This is a genomic window from Geobacillus sp. GHH01 (genome assembly GCF_000336445.1).
GTDB lineage: Bacteria > Bacillota > Bacilli > Bacillales > Anoxybacillaceae > Geobacillus > Geobacillus zalihae.
The window spans coordinates 104,291-120,535 of record NC_020210.1; the positions used below are offsets into that span (position 1 = coordinate 104,291).

Sequence of the window (16,245 nt, forward strand, 5' to 3'; positions counted from 1 at the left end):
CCAATGAATTACGAAGCGATTGTCTTGGCGGCCGGGCGGGGAAAGCGGATGAACGCCGGCATGAACAAGCAATTCCTTGAGCTTGGCGGTGAGCCGCTCATCGTTCGGACGCTGAACGTGTTTGAGCGCGATGAGCGGTGCACCCGCATCGTGCTCGTCGTCAACCCAGCCGAGCGAAGCCGATTTGAGCAGCTGCTCGCCCGCTTTCGCATTCGAAAAGTCGCCGCGCTTACCGACGGCGGCGAGGAGCGGCAGCATAGCGTCTACAACGGATTGCAGGCGCTCGCGGGGGAGGAGATTGTTCTCATCCATGACGGCGCCCGCCCGTTTGTCCGCGTCCATCATTTGCACGAGCTCGTGAACGCCGCTGTTCAGTACGGGGCGGCGATCCCGGCAGTGCGGGTGAAAGATACGATCAAAAAAGCGAACGGTTTGTTTGTCGAACAGACGATTGATCGTTCCAGCTTGTGGGCGGTGCAGACGCCACAAGCTTTTCGTCTGTCTTTGATCATGGAAGCGCACGAAGCGGCGAAACAGGCTGGCTATCTCGGCACGGATGACGCCAGCCTTGTGGAGCGAATCGGCAAGCCGGTGAAGATCATTGAAGGGGATTATCGCAATATTAAGCTGACGACGCCGGAGGACCTTTTGTTTGCTGAGGCGATTTTGGCAAGCCGGATGGCCGAATAGATGGGGGTGGAGAGATGTTTCGCATTGGACAAGGGTTTGACGTCCATCAGCTTGTTGAAGGGCGTCCGCTGATCATTGGCGGCGTCACCATTCCGTATGAAAAGGGGCTGCTCGGCCACTCAGATGCCGACGTGCTGCTTCATGCGGTGGCGGACGCATGCCTTGGGGCGATCGGCGCCGGCGATATCGGCCGGCATTTTCCGGACACAGATCCGCGCTTTAAAGATGCCGACTCGGCTGAGCTGTTGGCGCACGTATGGGCGCTCGCTCGGCAGGAAGGGTATAGGCTCGTGAACGCCGACTGCACGATCATCGCACAAAAGCCGAAGATGGCGCCGTATATTGAAGAAATGAGGGCGGTGATCGCTCGGTTGCTGGAAGCCGAGCGCTCGCAAGTCAATGTGAAGGCAACGACGACGGAGAAGCTTGGATTCACTGGGCGGGAGGAAGGCATTGCCGCCCAGGCGGTCGTCTTGCTGCAAAAAAGCTAATGGAGCGGCCTTTGGCAGCATCATTTGGGAAGGCCTCGTTCTTTAATACATAAGCGCTTTGTTCGCCGTCCTGGCTAGGAGGTGTAAAGGGGGGCGTCGGCGGCGTGGTGCGGCTTAGGTGAGAGCTGTCTGTTTTGAACTTTGCCGCGATAAACGGTACAATAATAGCACAAGCTTTGATGGAAGTGGAGGGTTTGGATGATGGCAAAAGAGGTGCGCGTGCGCTATGCGCCGAGCCCAACCGGCCATTTGCATATCGGCGGGGCGCGGACAGCGCTGTTTAACTATTTGTTTGCCCGCCATCACGGTGGAAAAATGATCGTCCGCATCGAGGATACGGATATTGAACGGAACGTCGAAGGCGGCGAAAAGTCGCAGCTCGAAAACTTAAAATGGCTCGGCATTGATTATGATGAATCGATTGATCAAGATGGCGGCTACGGGCCGTACCGGCAAACGGAGCGGCTCGATATTTACCGAAAATATGTGAATGAATTGCTTGAGCAAGGGCATGCGTACAAATGTTTTTGCACGCCGGAAGAGCTCGAGCGCGAGCGGGAGGCGCAGCGGGCGGCCGGCATCGCCGCTCCGCAGTACAGCGGCAAATGCCGCCATTTGACGCCGGAGCAGGTCGCGGAGCTCGAGGCGCAAGGGAAGCCGTATACGATCCGCCTGAAGGTGCCGGAAGGGAAAACGTACGAATTTTACGATTTAGTGCGCGGCAAAGTGGTGTTTGAATCGAAAGATGTCGGCGGCGATTGGGTGATTGTCAAGGCGAATGGCATTCCGACATACAATTTCGCTGTTGTCATCGACGACCATTTAATGGAAATCAGCCATGTGTTTCGCGGTGAGGAACATTTGTCCAATACGCCGAAGCAGCTCATGGTATACGAGTACTTCGGCTGGGAGCCGCCGCAGTTCGCGCACTTGACGTTGATCGTCAACGAGCAGCGGAAAAAGCTGTCGAAGCGCGATGAATCCATCATTCAGTTCGTCTCGCAATACAAAGAACTTGGCTATTTGCCGGAAGCGATGTTCAACTTTTTCGCTTTGCTTGGCTGGTCGCCGGAAGGAGAGGAAGAAATTTTTACGAAAGACGAACTGATCCGCATGTTCGATGTCTCCCGGCTGTCAAAATCGCCGTCCATGTTTGATACGAAAAAGCTGACATGGATGAACAACCAATATATCAAAAAGCTTGATCTTGACCGGCTTGTCGAGCTGGCCTTGCCGCATTTAGTGAAAGCCGGGCGCCTGCCGGCGGATATGACGGACGAACAGCGGCAATGGGCGCGCGATTTAATTGCTTTGTATCAAGAGCAAATGAGCTACGGGGCGGAGATCGTCCCGCTGTCTGAGCTGTTCTTTAAAGAAGAAATCGACTACGAGGACGAGGCGCGTCAAGTGCTTGCTGAAGAGCAAGTGCCGGCTGTGCTTTCCACCTTCCTTGAGAGCGTGCGTGAGCTTGAGCCGTTTACGGCAGACGAGATTAAAGCGGCCATTAAAGCGGTGCAAAAGGCGACCGGGCAAAAAGGGAAAAAGTTGTTTATGCCGATCCGCGCGGCGGTGACGGGACAAACGCACGGACCGGAGCTGCCGTTTGCCATTCAGTTGCTCGGCAAAGAAAAAGTGATCGAGCGGCTGGAGCGGGCGTTGCAAGAAAAATTTTAATCGGCCTCTATGCACGTTTGCATGATGGATGTGGTATAATAATATAAAATTTCGATGGAACAAGTGCATAAAGAAAAAGCGTTGACGAGGAGAAGTAGGAAGCATCGGCATCCCAGAGAGAGCCGCCTTGGCTGGAAGCGGCTTATGTTCGGTGCTGTCTGAAGTGCGCCTCGGAGTCTCCTTTCGAACCGGAACAGAGACGTTCTGCAGTAGAGGGGAGCGGAGCATCTCCGTTATCGGAATCGAGTGAGCGAAACGGCGCCCCGTTTCGCTAAACAGAGTGGAACCGCGCCAAAAGCGTCTCTGTGTCTTCGGCACAGGGACGCTTTTTTATTCAAGACAACTTAGAGGGATGGAGGGAGGACATGATGTTTAAAACGTTAAAAGAGGATATTGAGGTCATTTTTGAGCAAGACCCGGCGGCGAGAAGCTATTTGGAAGTCATTTTAACATATTCCGGCCTGCATGCCATCTGGGCGCATCGGATCGCCCATGCGCTTTACAAGCGGAAATTTTACTTTCTTGCCCGCTTGATTTCGCAAATCAGCCGCTTTTTCACTGGCATTGAAATCCATCCGGGCGCGAAAATCGGCCGCCGCTTTTTCATCGACCACGGCATGGGCGTGGTGATCGGCGAAACGTGCGAAATCGGCGACAATGTCACCGTCTATCAAGGGGTCACATTAGGCGGGACAGGGAAAGAAAAAGGGAAGCGGCACCCGACGATCAAAGACAACTGTTTGATCGCTGCCGGCGCAAAAGTGCTCGGTTCGATTACGATCGGGGAAAACTCGAAAATCGGCGCTGGGTCGGTCGTGTTAAAAGACGTACCGCCCAATTCGACCGTCGTTGGCATTCCGGGCCGCGTCGTTGTGCGCGACGGGGTGAAAGTGAAGAAAGATTTAAACCATACCGACCTTCCTGACCCGATCGCCGACCGGTTTCGGGAGCTTGAAGAGGAAATCGCCCGGCTGAAAAGCGAGCTTGAGGCATTGAAACAACAAGAAAGGAAGAACGAGTATGAGCAGCATCCGGCTTTATAATACGTTGACGCGAAAAAAAGAACCGTTTGAGCCGCTGGAACCGAATAAAGTGAAAATGTATGTGTGCGGCCCGACCGTCTATAATTATATTCACATCGGCAATGCTCGGGCCGCCATCGTTTTTGACACGATCCGCCGCTATTTGGAGTTCCGCGGCTATGATGTGACGTATGTATCGAACTTTACCGATGTTGATGACAAGTTGATCAAAGCGGCCCGCGAGCTCGGCGAGAGCGTGCCGGCGATCGCTGAGCGGTTTATTGAGGCGTATTTTGAAGACATTCAGGCGCTTGGCTGCAAAAAAGCGGACATCCATCCGCGGGTGACCGAAAACATTGATACGATTATCGAATTCATTCAGGCGCTCATTGACAAAGGATATGCCTACGAAGTCGACGGCGACGTGTATTACCGGACGCGCAAGTTCCGCGAATACGGCAAGCTGTCTCATCAATCGATCGATGAGCTGCAAGCTGGGGCGCGCATCGAAATTGGAGAGAAAAAAGACGATCCACTTGATTTCGCCCTTTGGAAAGCAGCGAAGGAAGGAGAAATTTGTTGGGACAGTCCATGGGGGAAAGGGCGGCCTGGTTGGCATATCGAATGCTCGGCGATGGCGCGCAAATATTTGGGCGATACGATCGATATCCACGCCGGCGGCCAGGACTTGACATTCCCGCACCATGAAAACGAAATCGCCCAGTCGGAGGCGCTGACCGGCAAACCGTTCGCGAAATATTGGTTGCACAATGGGTATTTAAATATTAACAACGAAAAAATGTCGAAGTCGCTTGGCAATTTCGTGCTCGTTCACGATATCATCCGGGAGATCGACCCGCAAGTGCTGCGTTTTTTCATGCTGTCGGTGCATTACCGCCATCCGATCAACTACAGCGAGGAACTGCTTGAGAGTGCGCGGCGCGGACTCGAGCGCCTGAAGACGGCGTATGGCAATTTGCAGCATCGCCTGCAGGCAAGCACGAACTTAACGGACAATGACGAGGAATGGGTTTCGCGCATTGCCGACATCCGCGCCTCGTTCATCCGTGAAATGGACGACGATTTCAACACGGCGAACGGCATTGCCGTATTGTTTGAACTGGCGAAGCAGGCCAACTTGTACTTGCAGGAAAAAACGACATCCGAGAAGGTCATTCACGCGTTTTTGCGCGAGTTCGAACAGCTGGCGGACGTACTTGGACTCACCTTGAAGCAGGATGAGCTGCTTGATGAGGAAATCGAGGCGTTGATCCAAAAGCGCAATGAAGCGCGGAAAAACCGCGATTTTGCGCTGGCCGACCGCATTCGCGACGAGTTGAGAGCGAAAAACATTATTTTGGAAGACACGCCGCAAGGAACGAGATGGAAACGGGGATAGCACGCGATGATGGCGGAGTTTGAAACGGTCAACGATGTGAAGCAGTTAAATGGACTGGCGCTTGCCTATATTGGCGACGCCGTGTACGAGGTGTATGTGCGACGCCATTTGCTTGCTGGCGGCAGCGTGCGGCCGCATGAGCTGCATCGGCGGGCGGTCCGCTATGTGTCGGCGCGGGCGCAAGCGCGAGTGATTTTGGCGTTGCTTGACGAGGGCGTCCTGACCGAGGAGGAAAAGGACATCGTCCGCCGCGGCCGCAATGCCAAATCAGGCACAATCCCGAAAAATACGGATGTGCAAACATACCGGCATAGCACGGCCTTTGAGGCGCTCATCGGTTATCATTTTTTGGTTAATAATGAAAAGCGGGTTGATGAGCTGATCGGCCGTTCGTTTGCCATTATTGAAAGGGAAGAAAGGGCGTTGGAATGATGGACTACATTATCGGCAAAAATCCGGTCATTGAAGCGCTCAAAGCCGGGCGCGACATCAATAAAATTTGGATCGCGGAAGGGGCGCAGCGCCATACCGTCGAACCTGTGCTTGAATGGGCAAAGCGGCGGGGCGTGCTCGTCCAATATGTCCCGAAGCGCAAGCTTGATCAGATGGCTGAAGGAGCTCATCAAGGGGTGATCGCTCAGGCGGCGGCTTACCGCTACTATGAAATTGATGACTTGTTCGCTCGCGCCGCCGAGCGGGGCGAGGCGCCGTTTTTTCTCATCTTGGATGAGCTTGAGGATCCGCATAATTTAGGGGCCATCATGCGCACCGCTGATGCGGTCGGGGCGCACGGCCTCATTATTCCGAAGCGGCGTTCGGTCGGGCTGACCCAAACGGTGGCGAAGGCGTCGACCGGGGCGATTGAGCACGTTCCGGTCGCGCGTGTGACAAACTTGGCGCGGACGATTGACGAGCTGAAAGAGCGCGGAGTGTGGGTAGCCGGAACGGATGCATCGGCTCAAGACGACTACCGCTCGCTCGATGGCACGATGCCGTTGGCGCTCGTAATCGGGAGCGAAGGAAAAGGGATCAGCCGCCTAGTGCTTGAAAAGTGCGATTTCTTGTTCCGGTTGCCGATGCGCGGCCATGTCACCTCACTCAATGCCTCTGTCGCCGCCAGCCTGCTCATGTACGAGGTGTACCGGAAGCGGTATCCGTTGGGAGAATAGCGAATGAACATTTTGATTGTCGACGGCTATAACATCATCGGTGCTTGGCCGGAGCTGCGCCGGCTGAAAGAAGAGGGCGATCTGGCAGCGGCAAGGGATTTATTGATTGAAAAAATGGCTGACTACAAAGGATTCACCGGGGACCATGTCGTGATCGTATTCGATGCCCACCTCGTGCAAGGAAACGAGAAAAAGTATAAACATTACGACGTCGATGTCATTTTTACAAAGGAACATGAGACGGCCGATGAGCGAATTGAACGGTTGGCGAAAACATTGATGAATGCGCGCACAAAAGTGTATGTCGCTACCTCCGACTACACCGAACAATGGACGGTGTTCGGCCAAGGCGCCCTGCGCAAGTCGGCGCGCGAGCTATTGGATGAAGTCGAGACGGTTGAGCGGGACATTTCCCAAAAAGTAAAAGCGATGCGGCAACGCACTCCGATCTCCAAAGTTCCGCTAAATGATAGAATTGCTGAAATTTTTGAAAAATGGCGAAGAGGAGAAAAATGAGCGGTTGACGCTGTAAAAATTTGTCCTGTATAATACATGTTAGCGATTGATGCGGTCGGGGGGATCAGCGTGGGGGAATGCTTGAAAGCAATGAAAGGGAAAGGTTATCATCAGCTGGACGATGAGCAGCTTGTTGCGCTCGTTCACGAAGGGGATGGGGAAGCACTTGATTTTTTAATCCATAAATATCAAAACTTTGTGCGCGCCAAAGCTCGCTCCTATTTTTTAGTCGGAGCTGATCGGGAAGATATCGTGCAGGAAGGAATGATCGGTCTGTATAAGGCCGTCCGTGATTTTAAGGGGGACAAGCTTTCCTCATTTAAAGCGTTTGCAGAACTTTGCATCACAAGGCAAATGATTACCGCGATTAAAACGGCGACCCGCCAAAAGCATATTCCGCTCAACTCTTACGTTTCCTTGGATAAGCCGATTTATGACGATGAATCTGACCGGACGCTGATGGATGTGTTGTCCGGCACGCAGGTGACGGACCCGGAACAATTGATTGTCAACCGCGAGGAAGTCGATGATATTGAACTAAAGATGGCGGAACTGCTCAGCGACCTCGAGCGGAAAGTGCTCGCTTTGTATTTGGATGGACGCTCATACCAGGAAATTTCCGAAGAGCTGAACCGCCATGTCAAGTCGATCGACAACGCGTTGCAACGCGTCAAGCGGAAGCTCGAGAAATATTTGGAATACCGCGAGATCAGTTTATAGCATCGCAACGCCGCATCAAAAGATGTCATTGACAGCGAAACAGCCAATATGATAAATTTTTATGGACATCTCGCAGGAACGGTGGAATGCTGATGCGCCAAAAAGTGACGCTGGCTTGCGTGCAGTGCGGAAGCCGAAACTATACGGCAGCAAAACAGATACGTCGCCTTGGTGAGCGCCTTATGGCCAACAAGTTTTGCTCAACATGCAACAAACATACAATCCATCGTGAAACGAAATAGACGGTGGAGATAGTTTTGAACGATGATGGAGGTACGAGTGATGCAGCGAGTAATCAACTTTTTAAAAGAAGTCGTACGCGAGCTGAAAAAAGTGAGTTGGCCAAACCGGAAGGAGTTAGTGAACTACACGGCGGTCGTGTTGGCCACGGTGGCGTTTTTCACCGTCTTTTTTGCCGTTGTGGACCTCGGCATTTCTGAGTTGATTCGCCTCGTGTTTGAATAAGCGGACGAAGGATATGTTATAATGAAAGATAATCGTGCGCGTATGGAACCCGGCAACGGGTTTTTGTTTTGCGCAAAAAACAAAACGAAAACCGCCTTGGGGAGGCTTGTTGATGGAGAAAAACTGGTATGTTGTCCATACATATTCGGGATATGAAAACAAAGTGAAAGCCAATTTGGAAAAACGCGTCGAATCGATGGGAATGCAAGATAAAATTTTTCGCGTCGTCGTTCCGGAAGAGACGGAGACGGACGTCAAAAACGGAAAACGGAAAACGACGAAAAAGAAAGTGTTCCCTGGCTATGTGCTCGTTGAGATGGTCATGACGGATGACTCATGGTATGTCGTGCGCAACACGCCGGGCGTCACTGGATTTGTCGGCTCAAGCGGAGCTGGTTCGAAACCGACGCCGCTTATGGAGGAAGAAGTAAAAATGATCTTGAAGCGGATGGGCATGCCGCTTGCCGAGGTTGACGTAGACTATGAGGTAAATGAAACGGTGCGGATCAAAGAAGGTCCGTTTGCGAACTTTACAGGGAAAATTGAAGCGATTGACCCGGATAAACATAAAGTGAAGCTGCTTGTCGATATGTTTGGGCGCGAAACACGGGTGGAGCTTGAGTTTTCGCAAATAGAAAAAATCTAATGGATAAAGAACTTGCAATTGATAGGGAAAAGTGATACTATTTTAAAGTCAGTATGTCTCTTAAACGGAGACATATGGCGGTGAACTTATACACTTGTATAAGGGAGCCGTTTTGTTTTTACGCTGATCCTCTCAACTGAACGGGAGATAGGAAAACGGCTCAGTAGACCGGAGCCGGATGAGTGGGAGGGGCAATCCCTAATACCACATCACGGACTTAAGGAGGTGTGTCTCGTGGCGAAAAAAGTAATCAAGGTCGTCAAACTGCAAATTCCTGCAGGGAAAGCGAATCCGGCGCCGCCAGTAGGTCCTGCGTTGGGTCAAGCCGGTGTCAATATTATGGCGTTTTGCAAAGAGTTTAATGCCCGCACGGCGGACCAAGCAGGGTTGATCATTCCGGTTGAAATTACGGTTTTTGAAGACCGTTCATTTACATTCATCACGAAAACGCCGCCAGCCGCTGTATTGCTGAAAAAAGCGGCGGGCATTGAATCGGGCTCCGGCGAACCGAACCGCAACAAAGTGGCGACAATTAAACGCGACAAAGTACGTGAGATCGCTGAGCTGAAAATGCCGGATTTGAATGCGGCGAGCATTGAGGCGGCCATGCGCATGATCGAAGGCACGGCCCGCAGCATGGGCATTGTGATTGAAGACTAAAGCCGGTGCGTCGTTTGTAGGGGAGGTTGCGTCATTGGGCAACCTCTCTCTCCATGAACAAAAACAGCAAGACGGGCCCGATGAATGGGCATCCGTCCGCTTCTTCGTTTTCGAAAGAAGCGAAGAACGTTCAATGTGGGAGGTTTTTCCGCTAAAACCACAATCGAGGAGGATTTTTCACATGCCGAAAAGAGGAAAGAAATACTTAGAAGCATTGAAGCTCGTCGACCGCTCCAAAGCATACCCGATTGCTGAAGCAATCGAGCTCGTGAAAAAAACGAACATCGCGAAATTCGATGCCACGGTGGAAGTGGCGTTCCGTTTGGGCGTCGACCCGAAAAAAGCGGACCAACAAATTCGCGGCGCCGTCGTCCTGCCGCACGGCACAGGGAAAGTGGCGCGCGTGTTGGTGTTCGCGAAAGGGGAAAAAGCGAAAGAAGCAGAAGCGGCTGGCGCTGACTATGTCGGCGATACAGAATATATCAACAAAATCCAGCAAGGTTGGTTTGACTTTGATGTCGTTGTTGCTACGCCGGACATGATGGGTGAAGTCGGGAAACTCGGCCGCATTTTAGGGCCGAAAGGGTTGATGCCAAACCCGAAAACCGGAACAGTCACGTTTGACGTAGCAAAAGCGGTGCAGGAAATCAAGGCTGGTAAAGTGGAATACCGCGTCGACAAAGCGGGCAACATCCACGTTCCGATCGGCAAAGTGTCGTTTGACAACGAGAAATTGGCTGAAAACTTCGCGGCCGTCTATGAAGCAATTTTGAAAGCCAAACCGGCGGCGGCAAAAGGGACGTACGTGAAAAACGTCACGATTACATCGACAATGGGCCCTGGCATCAAGGTTGACCCGTCCACGGTTGCTGTTGCACAATAACCGTTGACTTTTGTTTGTCCGTCTGTTAAAATGCCATTTGGCTGAACAAATGAATATCATTTGTACCGTAGACAGTAGGTGCCTGTTTGAGGCTTAATTTCCTACCGAGGTATGTGGACGATAGAACAGCGCGCCCTGCGTCGGGGACGAGCGGCGGTGCGTTGAACGACACCTCCATGTCTACGCGGCATGGAGGTTTTTTATTGAGCAGACGGTATAAGTGGTATTCTCTCATTTTCCTTACAGGAGGTGCAGGACGTGTCGAGCGCGATTGAACTGAAAAAACAAGTGGTCGCGGAAATCGCAGACAAATTCCGGGCCAGCAAGGCAACCGTCATCGTTGATTACCGCGGCTTGAACGTGGCGGAAATGACCGAGTTGCGCAAACAGCTGCGCGAGGCAGGCGTCGAGTTTAAAGTGTACAAAAACACCTTGACCCGCCGGGCGCTCGCGGAAGTCGGCTTGGAAGGACTGGATGAAGTGTTCACCGGTCCAAATGCCATCGCCTTCAGCAATGAAGATGTCGTGGCGCCGGCAAAAATTTTAAGCGAGTTTGCGAAAACGCATGAAGCATTGGAAATCAAAGGCGGCGTCATCGAAGGGAACATCGCCAGCAAAGAAGAAATCGATGCGTTGGCGAAACTCCCGTCCCGCGAAGGGTTGCTTTCGATGTTGCTTAGCGTTCTTCAAGCCCCGATCCGCAACTTTGCGCTTGCGATTAAAGCGGTGGCTGACAAGCAAGAGGAACAAGGCGCGTAATGGCGCATCGATATGTGCTTAACAATCATTCAGAAAACAAAGGAGGAAGTTGTGATGACGAAAGAACAAATCATTGAAGCAGTGAAAAATATGACCGTATTGGAATTAAACGAATTGGTGAAAGCGATCGAGGAAGAATTCGGCGTAACAGCTGCGGCTCCGGTTGTTGTCGCGGGCGGCGCAGCAGCTGGCGCTGAAGCAGCGGCAGAAAAAACGGAATTCGACGTCATTCTTGCCGACGCCGGCGCGCAAAAAATCAAAGTCATCAAAGTCGTTCGCGAAATCACTGGCCTCGGCCTGAAAGAAGCGAAAGACTTGGTCGACAACACCCCGAAGCCGATCAAAGAAGGCATTGCGAAAGAAGAAGCAGAAGAAATCAAAGCAAAACTCGAAGAAGCTGGCGCGAAAGTCGAAATCAAGTAATGGCTGCGCCATTGAAAAAAGAGGCTTGCCCGAAGCAAGGGACGGCCTCTTTTTTGTTACACTATATATACGGAAGGCAGTGCAGCCTGTCGACAAGGAGGAGGGGATGATGATGAGCGAGCATTATTACTCAGTCAATCCGACGTCGGAGCGAAACCCGCAAACGTGGACGTACGTGTTGCGGGGGCATGAATTCCGCTTTACGACCGACAGCGGAGTGTTTTCAAAGCGCGAAGTCGACTTTGGCACACGCCTGTTAATTGAAACGTTCGAGGAGCCGGGAGTGGCTGGGGATTTGTTGGATGTCGGCTGCGGATATGGGCCGATCGGGCTTGCCTTGGCCAAATCGTTTCCAAACCGGCGCGTTCACATGATTGATGTCAACGAGCGGGCGCTCGAACTGGCGCAGGAAAACAAGCAGGCAAACGGGATTGACAATGCGGTGATTTACAAAAGCGATCTTTTTTCGGAAGTCGGAGAACAGCGATTTGCAGCGGTCGTCACCAATCCGCCGATCCGGGCTGGCAAACGGGTCGTTTACGCGATTTTTGAACAAAGCCGCGATTATCTGCTCGATCATGGCGAGCTATGGGTCGTCATTCAAAAAAAGCAAGGCGCCCCATCGGCCTTGCAAAAGCTGAACGAATGCTTTCCTGCTGTAGAAGTCGTCGCGAAGAAAAAAGGATATTATATCATAAAGGCGAAAAAATGTTGACACCGTTTTTTTATTGTGGTAGCATTATAAAATGCTAAATATGCACATTTCCCGTGCAGAGGGGATGACGTATAATTTTGGACGCAATGGAAACAATGATAAAATCAATAAACAACGAACCATATGGTTTTCTATTGGAATAGAAACCATTTTCTTTTTTTCTCCATTCAACTCAACGCCTGGTTTCCTCGCGCCGGGAGCGTGTTAAATCCCCTAAATGAAACGGCGGTGCACGCAACGAAGCCGTTTCCGCCCGGATGGCGGGGGCCGGCTGCATGCATGCCTAGTGCTTTGCCCCGGAATGACGGAGCGGCCAGTCCGCCTTGAAGGCATTGATTGCTGAGCAGAGCGGATGATGGAGCTGTTCCGGTTCCGGTTTTCACTAATGTCTACATTTGAGGGGTGAATCACTCTTGACAGGCCGACTAGTTCAATACGGGCGACACCGCCAACGCAGAAGCTATGCACGCATCAGCGAAGTGCTGGAATTGCCGAACTTGATCGAAATTCAAACGTCCTCCTACCAATGGTTTCTCGATGAAGGGTTGCGGGAAATGTTTAGGGAAATTTCCCCGATTGAAGACTTTTCCGGCAATCTCTCGCTTGAATTTATCGACTATAGTTTAGGAGAACCGAAATATACGGTCGAAGAGGCGAAAGAACGCGACGTTACATATGCGGCGCCGCTTCGCGTCAAAGTTCGCCTGATCAATAAAGAAACGGGCGAAGTGAAGGAACAAGACGTGTTTATGGGCGATTTTCCGCTCATGACGGAAACCGGAACGTTTATTATCAATGGGGCGGAACGCGTCATCGTTTCCCAGCTCGTCCGTTCGCCAAGCGTCTATTACAGCGACAAAGTTGATAAAAACGGCAAACGCGGCTACTCGGCGACAGTGATTCCGAACCGCGGCGCATGGCTTGAATATGAAACCGATGCGAAAGACGTCGTTTACGTTCGCATCGACCGCACCCGTAAACTGCCGGTTACGGTGCTTCTCCGTGCGCTTGGGTTCAGCTCCGACCAAGAAATCATCGATCTGCTCGGTGACAACGAATACTTGCGCAATACGCTTGAAAAAGATAATACCGACAGCACGGAAAAAGCGTTGATTGAAATTTACGAGCGTCTTCGTCCGGGAGAGCCGCCGACGCTTGAGAATGCGAAAAATTTGCTGGCGTCGCGCTTTTTTGATCCGAAGCGCTATGACTTGGCGAGCGTAGGCCGTTATAAAATCAATAAAAAACTTCATATTAAAAACCGCCTGTTCAATCAGCGGCTCGCGGAAACGATCATTGATCCCGAAACCAAGGAAGTCATCGCCGAAGCTGGAGCGATGATCGACCGCCGAACGCTGAATCGCCTGCTCCCGTATTTGGAAAAAGGGGTCGGCTTACAGACATACCGCCCGGCCGAAGGGGTGGTGGACGGGGACATTTCGGTGCAAACGATCAAAATTTATGCCCCGAATGACCCGGATGGCGAAAAAGTGATCAACGTCATCGGCAACGGCTTCATCGCCGAGGATGTCAAACATATTACACCGGCTGACATCATTGCGTCGATCAGCTATTTCTTCAACTTGCTCCACGGCGTCGGCGATACGGATGACATCGACCATTTAGGCAACCGCCGCCTCCGTTCGGTCGGCGAACTATTGCAAAACCAATTCCGCATCGGCCTGTCGCGCATGGAGCGCGTCGTGCGCGAGCGCATGTCGATCCAAGATACGAACACGATTACGCCGCAGCAGCTGATCAACATCCGCCCAGTGATCGCGGCGATCAAAGAGTTTTTCGGCAGCTCGCAGCTGTCACAGTTCATGGATCAAACGAACCCATTGGCCGAACTGACGCACAAGCGGCGTCTGTCCGCGCTTGGCCCTGGCGGATTGACACGTGAGCGCGCTGGGTTTGAGGTGCGCGACGTTCACTATTCGCACTACGGGCGGATGTGTCCGATTGAAACGCCGGAAGGTCCGAACATCGGACTCATCAACTCGCTGTCCACTTACGCGAAAGTGAACAAGTTCGGCTTTATTGAAACGCCATACCGGCGCGTCGATCCGGAAACAGGGCGGGTGACGGACCAAATCGATTATTTGACAGCCGATGAAGAGGACAATTACGTTGTAGCACAGGCGAACGTACCGCTTGCGGAGGACGGCACGTTCCTTGAAGAAAACGTTGTCGCCCGTTTCCGCGGCGAGAACATCGTCGTCAAGCGCGATCGCGTCGACTACATGGACGTTTCGCCGAAGCAAGTCGTCTCGGCAGCGACAGCGTGCATCCCATTTTTGGAAAACGACGACTCGAACCGCGCGCTGATGGGAGCGAACATGCAGCGGCAAGCCGTGCCGCTGTTGGAACCGGAAGCGCCGATCGTTGGCACGGGGATGGAGTATGTTTCGGCGAAAGACTCGGGCGCAGCGGTCATTTGCAAGCACCGCGGCATCGTCGAGCGCGTCGAAGCAAAGGAAATTTGGGTGCGTCGGCTGATTGAAGTGGACGGCAAAGAAGTCAAGGGTGATCTAGATAAATATCGGTTGCTGAAATTCGTTCGTTCGAACCAAGGCACGTGCTACAACCAGCGGCCGATCGTGAAAAAAGGCGATATCGTTGAGAAGGGCGAAATTTTGGCCGATGGCCCGTCGATGGATAAGGGCGAATTGGCGCTTGGCCGCAATGTGCTTGTCGCCTTTATGACATGGGACGGTTACAACTACGAAGACGCGATCATCATGAGCGAACGGCTCGTCAAAGAAGACGTGTATACATCCATTCATATTGAAGAGTATGAAGCCGAATCGCGCGATACGAAACTCGGTCCTGAAGAAATTACGCGCGACATTCCAAACGTCGGCGAGGATGCGCTGAAAAACTTGGATGAACGCGGCATCGTCCGCATCGGCGCAGAAGTGAAAGACGGCGACTTGCTCGTCGGCAAAGTGACGCCAAAAGGAATGACCGAGCTGACGGCGGAAGAGCGGCTTTTGCACGCGATCTTCGGCGAAAAAGCGCGCGAGGTGCGTGATACGTCGTTGCGCGTCCCGCACGGCGGCGGCGGCATCGTCCTTGACGTGAAAGTGTTCAACCGCGAAGACGGCGACGAGCTTCCGCCGGGTGTCAATCAACTGGTGCGCGTCTATATTGTGCAAAAGCGGAAAATTTCCGAGGGCGACAAAATGGCAGGCCGCCACGGAAACAAAGGGGTTATTTCCCGCATTTTGCCGGAGGAAGATATGCCCTTCTTGCCGGATGGCACGCCGATTGACATCATGTTAAACCCACTCGGCGTTCCGTCGCGGATGAACATCGGGCAAGTATTTGAGCTGCATCTTGGCATGGCGGCGAAAAAACTTGGCTTGCATATCGCTTCCCCAGTCTTTGACGGAGCGACGGAGGAAGATGTTTGGAACATTCTTGAAGAAGCCGGCATGGCGCGCGATGCCAAAACGGTGCTGTATGACGGGCGGACGGGCGAACCGTTTGACAACCGCGTGTCGGTCGGGATCATGTACATGATCAAGCTTGCCCACATGGTCGACGACAAACTCCACGCTCGCTCGACCGGCCCGTACTCGCTTGTCACTCAACAGCCGCTTGGCGGCAAGGCGCAGTTCGGCGGCCAGCGCTTTGGTGAGATGGAAGTATGGGCGCTTGAGGCGTATGGGGCGGCATACACGCTGCAAGAAATTTTGACCGTCAAGTCCGACGATGTCGTCGGCCGTGTCAAAACGTACGAGGCGATCGTCAAAGGGGAAAACATTCCGGAGCCGGGTGTGCCGGAGTCGTTTAAAGTGTTGATCAAAGAGCTGCAAAGCTTGGGCATGGACGTCACGATTTTGACGAGCGATGAACAAGAAATCAACATGGAAAACTTTGATGATGATGATGATGACCATGCACCGGATGCCATCATGGTGGACGTCAAACCGGCCGAACGGGAAGAAGCCGGCGAAGAGAAAGATGCGGTGACGAAAGAATAAACCGGCCATAACGGCCAGGCGGGG

Annotated in this window: 18 protein-coding genes and 2 other annotated features; all 18 genes read left to right on the forward strand. The window is 52.6% G+C overall.

Going from position 1 to position 16,245, the window contains the following annotated elements; genetic code table 11:
• The first annotated feature begins 3 nt into the window (after positions 1 to 3).
• The gene (gene ispD, locus GHH_RS00540; protein WP_015373720.1) at positions 4 to 690 is read left to right on the forward strand and encodes a 2-C-methyl-D-erythritol 4-phosphate cytidylyltransferase; all 687 of its coding nucleotides are present in this window, start codon (positions 4 to 6) and stop codon (positions 688 to 690) included.
• A gap of 14 nt (positions 691 to 704) precedes the next feature.
• Positions 705 to 1,181 carry a 2-C-methyl-D-erythritol 2,4-cyclodiphosphate synthase gene (ispF, locus tag GHH_RS00545; protein WP_013143976.1) on the forward strand — a complete coding sequence of 159 codons (477 nt, stop codon included), beginning with the start codon at positions 705 to 707 and terminating at the stop codon, positions 1,179 to 1,181.
• A 201-nt stretch (positions 1,182 to 1,382) separates the two neighbouring features.
• The gene (gene gltX, locus GHH_RS00550) at positions 1,383 to 2,855 is read left to right on the forward strand and encodes a glutamate--tRNA ligase (RefSeq protein ID WP_011229598.1); all 1,473 of its coding nucleotides are present in this window, start codon (positions 1,383 to 1,385) and stop codon (positions 2,853 to 2,855) included.
• 72 nt (positions 2,856 to 2,927) lie between these two features.
• Positions 2,928 to 3,163, forward strand: a binding site (T-box leader).
• Positions 3,161 to 3,898 carry a serine O-acetyltransferase gene (gene cysE, locus GHH_RS00555; RefSeq protein WP_020754402.1) on the forward strand — a complete coding sequence of 246 codons (738 nt, stop codon included), beginning with the start codon at positions 3,161 to 3,163 and terminating at the stop codon, positions 3,896 to 3,898. It overlaps the preceding feature by 3 nt.
• Positions 3,876 to 5,276 carry a cysteine--tRNA ligase gene (gene cysS / locus GHH_RS00560; protein WP_014194590.1) on the forward strand — a complete coding sequence of 467 codons (1,401 nt, stop codon included), beginning with the start codon at positions 3,876 to 3,878 and terminating at the stop codon, positions 5,274 to 5,276. The genes cysE and cysS overlap by 23 nt, the downstream gene beginning before the upstream one ends.
• A gap of 6 nt (positions 5,277 to 5,282) precedes the next feature.
• Positions 5,283 to 5,708, forward strand: coding sequence for a Mini-ribonuclease 3 (locus tag GHH_RS00565; RefSeq protein ID WP_012820476.1), 426 nt, complete (start codon positions 5,283 to 5,285; stop codon positions 5,706 to 5,708).
• Complete coding sequence (rlmB, locus tag GHH_RS00570) at positions 5,708 to 6,445, forward strand: 23S rRNA (guanosine(2251)-2'-O)-methyltransferase RlmB (RefSeq protein ID WP_011229602.1); 738 nt, start codon at positions 5,708 to 5,710, stop codon at positions 6,443 to 6,445. Before GHH_RS00565 ends, rlmB begins: the two co-directional genes overlap by 1 nt.
• 3 nt (positions 6,446 to 6,448) lie before the next feature.
• Positions 6,449 to 6,961 (forward strand): NYN domain-containing protein, encoded by a 513-nt coding sequence (locus GHH_RS00575; protein ID WP_012820478.1) that lies wholly within the window; start codon positions 6,449 to 6,451, stop codon positions 6,959 to 6,961.
• A gap of 90 nt (positions 6,962 to 7,051) precedes the next feature.
• Positions 7,052 to 7,681 (forward strand): RNA polymerase sporulation sigma factor SigH, encoded by a 630-nt coding sequence (gene sigH / locus GHH_RS00580; protein WP_020278980.1) that lies wholly within the window; start codon positions 7,052 to 7,054, stop codon positions 7,679 to 7,681.
• A gap of 92 nt (positions 7,682 to 7,773) precedes the next feature.
• Positions 7,774 to 7,923, forward strand: coding sequence for a 50S ribosomal protein L33 (rpmG, locus tag GHH_RS17780; RefSeq protein WP_075261442.1), 150 nt, complete (start codon positions 7,774 to 7,776; stop codon positions 7,921 to 7,923).
• Between the two features lie 40 nt (positions 7,924 to 7,963).
• Positions 7,964 to 8,146: a preprotein translocase subunit SecE gene (gene secE, locus GHH_RS00585; protein WP_012820481.1), complete on the forward strand. Its 183-nt coding sequence runs from the start codon at positions 7,964 to 7,966 to the stop codon at positions 8,144 to 8,146.
• Positions 8,147 to 8,258: 112 nt separating this feature from the next.
• Entirely contained in the window at positions 8,259 to 8,792 is a 534-nt protein-coding gene (gene nusG / locus GHH_RS00590; protein WP_012820482.1) for a transcription termination/antitermination protein NusG, read from the forward strand.
• A 234-nt stretch (positions 8,793 to 9,026) separates the two neighbouring features.
• A complete protein-coding gene (gene rplK, locus GHH_RS00595) occupies positions 9,027 to 9,452 on the forward strand; it encodes a 50S ribosomal protein L11 (protein WP_011229608.1) in 426 nt (141 codons plus the stop codon).
• A 181-nt stretch (positions 9,453 to 9,633) separates the two neighbouring features.
• On the forward strand, positions 9,634 to 10,335 hold the full coding sequence (rplA, locus tag GHH_RS00600; protein ID WP_012820483.1) for a 50S ribosomal protein L1: 702 nt from the start codon (positions 9,634 to 9,636) through the stop codon (positions 10,333 to 10,335).
• A 47-nt stretch (positions 10,336 to 10,382) separates the two neighbouring features.
• Positions 10,383 to 10,546, forward strand: a sequence feature (ribosomal protein L10 leader region).
• Positions 10,547 to 10,593: 47 nt separating this feature from the next.
• Positions 10,594 to 11,094: a 50S ribosomal protein L10 gene (gene rplJ, locus GHH_RS00605; protein ID WP_011229610.1), complete on the forward strand. Its 501-nt coding sequence runs from the start codon at positions 10,594 to 10,596 to the stop codon at positions 11,092 to 11,094.
• A gap of 54 nt (positions 11,095 to 11,148) precedes the next feature.
• Positions 11,149 to 11,517: a 50S ribosomal protein L7/L12 gene (gene rplL / locus GHH_RS00610; protein ID WP_012820484.1), complete on the forward strand. Its 369-nt coding sequence runs from the start codon at positions 11,149 to 11,151 to the stop codon at positions 11,515 to 11,517.
• 112 nt (positions 11,518 to 11,629) lie between these two features.
• Positions 11,630 to 12,232 (forward strand): class I SAM-dependent methyltransferase, encoded by a 603-nt coding sequence (locus GHH_RS00615; RefSeq protein ID WP_015373723.1) that lies wholly within the window; start codon positions 11,630 to 11,632, stop codon positions 12,230 to 12,232.
• Between the two features lie 413 nt (positions 12,233 to 12,645).
• A complete protein-coding gene (gene rpoB, locus GHH_RS00620) occupies positions 12,646 to 16,221 on the forward strand; it encodes a DNA-directed RNA polymerase subunit beta (RefSeq protein WP_015373724.1) in 3,576 nt (1,191 codons plus the stop codon).
• Positions 16,222 to 16,245 lie beyond the last annotated feature (24 nt).

Bases quoted from the DNA above. Each gene is read 5' to 3' on its own strand.
- ispD (WP_015373720.1), top strand. From the start codon at position 4: ATGAATTACGAAGCGATTGTCTTGGCGGCCGGGCGGGGAAAGCGGATG.
- ispF (WP_013143976.1), top strand. From the start codon at position 705: ATGTTTCGCATTGGACAAGGGTTTGACGTCCATCAGCTTGTTGAAGGG.
- gltX (WP_011229598.1), top strand. From the start codon at position 1,383: ATGGCAAAAGAGGTGCGCGTGCGCTATGCGCCGAGCCCAACCGGCCAT.
- cysS (WP_014194590.1), top strand. From the start codon at position 3,876: ATGAGCAGCATCCGGCTTTATAATACGTTGACGCGAAAAAAAGAACCG.
- GHH_RS00565 (WP_012820476.1), top strand. From the start codon at position 5,283: ATGATGGCGGAGTTTGAAACGGTCAACGATGTGAAGCAGTTAAATGGA.
- rlmB (WP_011229602.1), top strand. From the start codon at position 5,708: ATGGACTACATTATCGGCAAAAATCCGGTCATTGAAGCGCTCAAAGCC.
- GHH_RS00575 (WP_012820478.1), top strand. From the start codon at position 6,449: ATGAACATTTTGATTGTCGACGGCTATAACATCATCGGTGCTTGGCCG.
- sigH (WP_020278980.1), top strand. From the start codon at position 7,052: ATGAAAGGGAAAGGTTATCATCAGCTGGACGATGAGCAGCTTGTTGCG.
- rpmG (WP_075261442.1), top strand. From the start codon at position 7,774: ATGCGCCAAAAAGTGACGCTGGCTTGCGTGCAGTGCGGAAGCCGAAAC.
- secE (WP_012820481.1), top strand. From the start codon at position 7,964: ATGCAGCGAGTAATCAACTTTTTAAAAGAAGTCGTACGCGAGCTGAAA.
- nusG (WP_012820482.1), top strand. From the start codon at position 8,259: ATGGAGAAAAACTGGTATGTTGTCCATACATATTCGGGATATGAAAAC.
- rplA (WP_012820483.1), top strand. From the start codon at position 9,634: ATGCCGAAAAGAGGAAAGAAATACTTAGAAGCATTGAAGCTCGTCGAC.
- rplL (WP_012820484.1), top strand. From the start codon at position 11,149: ATGACGAAAGAACAAATCATTGAAGCAGTGAAAAATATGACCGTATTG.
- GHH_RS00615 (WP_015373723.1), top strand. From the start codon at position 11,630: ATGAGCGAGCATTATTACTCAGTCAATCCGACGTCGGAGCGAAACCCG.